Origin of the sequence: Streptomyces sp. NPDC058221 (genome assembly GCF_042882365.1) — a bacterium.
In the GTDB taxonomy this organism is placed as follows: Bacteria; Actinomycetota; Actinomycetes; order Streptomycetales; family Streptomycetaceae; genus Streptomyces.
Genome location: NZ_JBHVWF010000258.1, coordinates 1 through 5,944, shown reverse-complemented (window position 1 = coordinate 5,944; position 5,944 = coordinate 1). Strand labels below are relative to the sequence as shown.

1 protein-coding gene and 1 pseudogene are annotated in these 5,944 nt (G+C 71.6%); both read left to right on the top strand.

Features of this window, described 5'->3' with window-relative positions:
- On the top strand, positions 1 to 1,299 hold a 1,299-nt coding region (locus ACFVW8_RS38055; protein ID WP_389698443.1), incomplete at its 5' end, for an SDR family NAD(P)-dependent oxidoreductase.
- Positions 1,300 to 1,426: 127 nt separating this feature from the next.
- Positions 1,427 to 5,944 (top strand): annotated as a pseudogene (locus ACFVW8_RS38050) (beta-ketoacyl synthase N-terminal-like domain-containing protein); the annotation flags it as partial.

The window sequence follows — 5,944 nt, the reverse complement described above, 5'->3', positions numbered from 1 at the left end:
GTACTCATCACCGGAGCCACCGGCGCACTGGGCGGACTCGTCGCCCGACACCTGGTATCAGCACACGGCGTGAAGAAACTCCTGCTCCTCAGCCGCCGCGGACCCACCGCCGACGGCATCCCCGAGCTGCAGCGCGAACTGGCCGAAGCAGGCGCGTCCGCGGAGGTGCTGGCGTGCGATGCGGCCGACCGGGACGCGTTGGCACAGGTTCTGGACGGACGCGGACTGACCGCCGTGATCCACGCGGCGGGTGTTCTGGACGACGGTGTGCTGGAGGCCTTGAGCGCATCCCGCTTCGACACGGTGCTGCGGCCGAAGGTCGACGCCGCCTGGAACCTGCACGAACTCACCCGAAACCACGACCTGACCGCCTTCGTCCTGTTCTCCTCCGCCGCCGGAATCCTCGGCAACGCAGGCCAAGCCAACTACGCCGCCGCCAACACCTTCCTCGACACCCTCGCCCAGACAAGACACGCCCAAGGACTCCCCGGCCTCTCCCTCGCCTGGGGCCTCTGGGCCACCAACAGCACCATGACCGCCGAACTCACCGAAACAGACGCACGACGAATCGCACGCCTCGGCGTCGAATCACTCACCCAGACCGAAGGCCTCGCACTGCTCGACAAAGCAGTCGGGGACGACGCCTCGGGCCTCCTCGTACCAGCGCGGCTCAACCTCCGTGCCCTGCGGGCTCGTTCCGAAGGTGTGCCCGCCGTGCTGCGGGCACTGGTGCCTGCCAGGGCGCGGCGGCAGGCAGCGGTCCGAGCGGCGACGGGCTCCGGCGGGGACCTTGTCGAGCGGCTGACGGCGATGAGCGAGACCCGGCGGACGGCGCATCTGCTGGACCTGGTCCGCACGGAGGTCGCCGGGGTCCTGGGACACGTTTCCGTCGCGACGGTCGAGCCCGAGCGCGCCTTCAAGGATCTCGGGTTCGACTCGCTCACGGGGGTGGAGCTGCGCAACAGGCTCCACACGGCCACCGGTCTGAAGCTGGCCGCCACGGTTGTCTTCGACTACCCGACCTCCGCCGACCTGGCCCGCCATCTGCGCACACAGATGCCGGACCTGCCCGCGTCGGGTCCGAAGGGACTGCTCGGCGAACTCGACCGGATCGAGCAGATGCTGACTGACGTCGATCCGACCGACGAGGAGAGCACCGACATCCAGCGGCGCCTCACCGCCCTGCTCGCCCGCTTCGACGGGGCGGCGCGGCCGGCGGAGGCCGAACGGGTCGCCGACAAGATGGACGCGGCGACGGACGACGAGATCTTCTCCTTCATCGACAACGAACTCGGTTGAGCGCCATTCCCCTCCGACCTGCTGCCCCCAAGCCGCCGCCCCTTCCGTGGGGCGGCCGCCCTCGATGCCCATCCCCCGATGCCGGACTCCGATCGTCTCCGACGACGACTCGAATGGTGACTGACTGATGTCCAACGAGCAGAAGCTGCGTGACTACCTCAAGCGGGTGACGACCGATCTGGCGGAGGCTCGGCACCGTCTCGGACAGGCCGAGGCGGCTCGGCACGAGCCCATCGCGATCGTCGGGATGGCGTGCCGGTACCCGGGTGGTGTCGAGTCTCCGGAGGCTCTGTGGAAGCTGGTCGCCGAGGGCAGGGACGCGATCGACGTCATGCCCGAGGACCGCGGCTGGGACATGGACGCCCTCTACGACCCGGACCCGTCGAGCACCGGCAAGACGTATTCCCGTGAGGGCGGGTTCCTGCACCGCGCCGCCGAGTTCGACCCGGCGTTCTTCGGGATCTCACCGCGCGAGGCACTGGCCATGGACCCCCAGCAGAGACTGCTGCTGGAGACGTCGTGGGAAGCGTTCGAACGGGCCGGCATCGACCCCGCCACCCTGCGCGGCAGCCGCACCGGCGTCTTCGCCGGCATCATGTACCACGACTACGGCGCGCGCTTCGGCACCGGCGCGGGCGCCGCCGCGCTGCCGGAGGGTGTCGAGGGGTACGTCGGGAACGGCAGCGCCGGCAGCATCGCGACCGGCCGTGTCGCCTACACCTTCGGCCTGGAGGGCCCGGCAGTCACCGTCGACACGGCCTGCTCGTCGTCGCTGGTCGCGCTGCACCTCGCCATCCAGGCACTGCGGCAGGAGGAGTGCAGCCTTGCCCTGGCGGGCGGGGTGACCGTGATGGCGACTCCGGACACGTTCGTGGAGTTCAGTCGGCAGCGGGGGCTCGCTCCCGACGGCAGGTGCAAGGCGTTCGGTGCGGGTGCCGACGGCACCGGCTGGGCCGAGGGCGCCGGCATGCTCCTCGTGGAACGCCTCTCCGACGCCGAACGCCTGGGCCACCCCATCCTCGCCGTCGTCCGGGGCAGCGCCGTCAACCAGGACGGCGCATCCAACGGCCTCACCGCACCCAACGGCCCCTCCCAACAACGCGTCATCCGCCAAGCACTCACCACCGCGAACCTCACGACCACACAGGTCGACGCGGTCGAGGGACACGGCACAGGCACATCACTGGGTGACCCCATCGAGGCTCAGGCGCTCCAGGCGACCTACGGGCAGGGAAGGTCCGAGGAACGTCCCTTGTGGCTGGGGTCGTTGAAGTCCAACATCGGACACACCCAGGCCGCCGCCGGCGTCGGCGGCATCATCAAAATGGTCATGGCACTCCGCGAAGGCATCCTCCCCCGCACCCTGCACGCAGAGGAACCGTCGCAGCAGGTCGACTGGACGGCCGGTGCGATACGGCTTCTCACCGAGGCGACGCCCTGGCCCGAGACCACGGCGCCGCGCCGGGCGGCGGTGTCGTCGTTCGGAGTCAGCGGCACCAACGCGCATGTGATCATCGAGCAGGCGCCGGAGTCGGCGGCCGAGGCAGACAGTGACGGGAAGCCCGTCGTCACCCCCGCCCTCCTTCCCTGGCCGGTCTCGGCGCGCAGCGCCGACGCGGTGCGCGCTCAGGCGGCCCGGCTGCACGCGCACCTGCTCGCCCGCCCCGAACTCAGCGCCGCAGACGTCGCGTACTCGCTCGGTGCCACGCGTTCCGCGCTCTCCCACCGATTCGTCGCACTCGGCACCGATCGCGCCGAACTCCTCGACTCCGTAGCACGGTTCGCCGAAGGTGCGGCCGATGGCGTGACGGGCAGGGCGACACCGCGTGCGACAGCGTTCCTTTTCTCCGGGCAGGGTTCGCAGTGGGCCGGCATGGGACGTGAGCTCCACGACCGATTCCCGCGGTTCCGGGAGGCCCTCGACGCGGTGTGCGCCGTACTCGACCCCCTGCTCGAACGACCCCTGCGCGAGGTGATGTTCGCTGCACCTGGCACCACGGAGGAAACGGCACTCGACACCACCGGCTGCACCCAGCCCGCCGTCTTCGCCCTGGAGGTCGCCCTCTTCCGGCTCCTGGAGTCGTGGGGCATCCGGCCCGACGTACTCACCGGACACTCCATCGGTGAGATCGCCGCCGCCCATGTCTCGGGGATCCTCTCCCTGGAGGACGCCTGCACACTGGTCGCCGCGCGCGGCCGGCTCATGCAACAACTCCCCACCGGCGGGACCATGGTCGCCGTCGAGGCCGGCGCCGACGAGGTCCTGCCGCTGTTCACCGGACACGAGCACGAGGTGGGGCTGGCCGCCGTCAACGCGCCCGGAGCGGTCGTCCTCTCCGGCGCGGACCAGGCCGTACAGGACATCGTCGCCCTGCTCAGTGAACGCGGCCGCCGCACCAAGCGGCTCCGGGTCAGCCACGCCTTCCACTCCCCTCTGATGGAACCGATGCTCGACGAGTTCCGGCGCACCGTCCAAGGGCTTACCTTCCACGAGCCGGACATCCCGATCGTGTCGACCGTCACCGGCGCCACGGACCCGGATGAGATGCGGACGGCCGACTACTGGGTCACCCACGTCCGCGCCACCGTCCGTTTCGCCGACGCCGTCACCGCCCTCCACGCGCAGGGCGTCGGCCGGTGGGTCGAGATCGGCCCGTCGGCGGCGCTGCTGCCGATGGTCCAGCAGACCCTGGACCGGATGGACCGTCCGGCGGGCCCGGAGGCCGACGGTAAAGCCGACGTGGCCGCTCCGGGCGGTACAGCCGTCGTCGTCTCCGTACTCCGCCGCGCCCAACCGGAGGAGAAGACCCTGCTCACGGCAGTGTCCCGACTGCACGCGGCCGGTACATCCGTCGACTGGGCGACCGTCCTCGAAGGAGTCGAGAAGAAGCGGGTGGACCTGCCCACCTACGCCTTCCAGCGGCAGCGGTACTGGCTCGACGCCCCGGCCGGCACCGGTGACATGAACGCGGCCGGGCTCGGCGCAGCCCACCATCCGCTGCTCGGGGCGTCGGTCGCCCTCGCGGAGGGCGACGGCGTTCTGCTCACCGGCCGGCTGTCCCCGGCTGCCCAGCCCTGGCTGGCCGACCATGCCGTGGGCGGGGTGACGCTCGTGCCGGGCACCGCCCTGGTGGAGCTGGCGCTTCGTGCCGGTGACGAGGCCCGCTGCGGTCGCGTCGACGACCTCATCCTCGAAACGCCGCTGGTCCTGCCGCCCGAGGGCGCAGTACAGGTCCAGGTCACCGTCGGTGCGCCCGTCGAACGCGGGGCACGGCCCGTCCATGTGTACTCCCGGCCGCAGCCCGACCCGCAGGACGTCCAGAGCGCCGACACCGGCTGGACCCGCCATGCCACTGGCCTCCTCAACCCGGGCGCACCTGCCCCGGCCCCGTCGGACGGCTTCACCGTCTGGCCGCCACATGACGCCGAACCAGTGGACGTGGAGGGCTTCTACGAGGGCCTCGCGGACCGCGGTTACGACTACGGCCCCGCATTCCAGGGCCTGCTGCGCGCCTGGCGACGCGGAGAGGAACTGTTCGCCGAGGTCGCCCTGCCCGAACAGCAGACGTCCGGCGTCGACGGGTTCGGCCTGCATCCGGCCCTCCTCGACGCCGCCCTCCACCCGATCGGCCTGACGTCCCTCGCCGCCGACGGCGCCACCCGGCTGCCGTTCGCCTGGTCGGGTGTCTCCCTGTACTCGGTCGGTGCCACGGCACTGCGGGTGCGGATAGCCCCGGCCGGCCCCGACAGCTTCTCCGTGACCGCGGCCGACCCGATGGGCGCGCCGGTGGCCGCCGTCGAGTCGCTGACGGTGCGCGAGATGTCGCACGAGCAGGTGGCCGCGGCGATGGGCGCGGCTGCTGCGGCGACCGGCGCCGACTCGTTGTTCGAGATGGAGTGGGTGGCTTCGGCCGACGGCGTCCCGGCTGGGGCCGGATCATGGGCGGTGCTGGGCCGGGACGGTGGCCTTCTCGCCGACGGAGGTGTCGCATTCACGGATGTGGAGGCGCTGCTGGCTTCCGGGTCCGCTGTTCCCGGCACGGTGGTGCTGGAGTGCGCTCCCGTCGAGGGCAGTTCGGTGCCGGACCGCGTACGGGCGTTGCTGACCGACGTACTCACTCTGGTGCAGCGATGGGTTACCGATGAGCGGCTGGCCTCGTCGCGGCTGATCGTGGTGACGCGGGGCGCGGTGGGTGTGTCCGCCGGTGAGACCGTGGACGTGCGGGTCGCGCCGGTGTGGGGTCTGGTGCGTACGGCCCAGTCGGAGCATCCGGGGCGGTTCGTGCTGGCGGACCTTCCGATGAGTGCGGGCGCGGAGCAGCTGACCGCCGGGCTGGCCACCGGCGAGCCGCAATGGGCCGTCCGCGACGGTTCGGTTCGCATCCCGCGGCTGGTCCGGTCGCAGGTCTCCGCCGACGCCGCCCCGGCGTTCGGGAACGGTCCGGTGCTGGTCACCGGGGCGTCCGGTGCGCTGGGCGGTGTCGTCGCCCGGCACCTGGTGTCGGCGCACGGGGTGCGGGAACTGGTGCTGCTCAGCCGACGCGGGCCCGCCGCCGACGGCATGGCCGAGCTGCAGCGCGAACTGGCCGAAGCAGGCGCGTCCGCGGAGGTGCTGGCGTGCGATGCGGCCGACCGGGACGCGTTG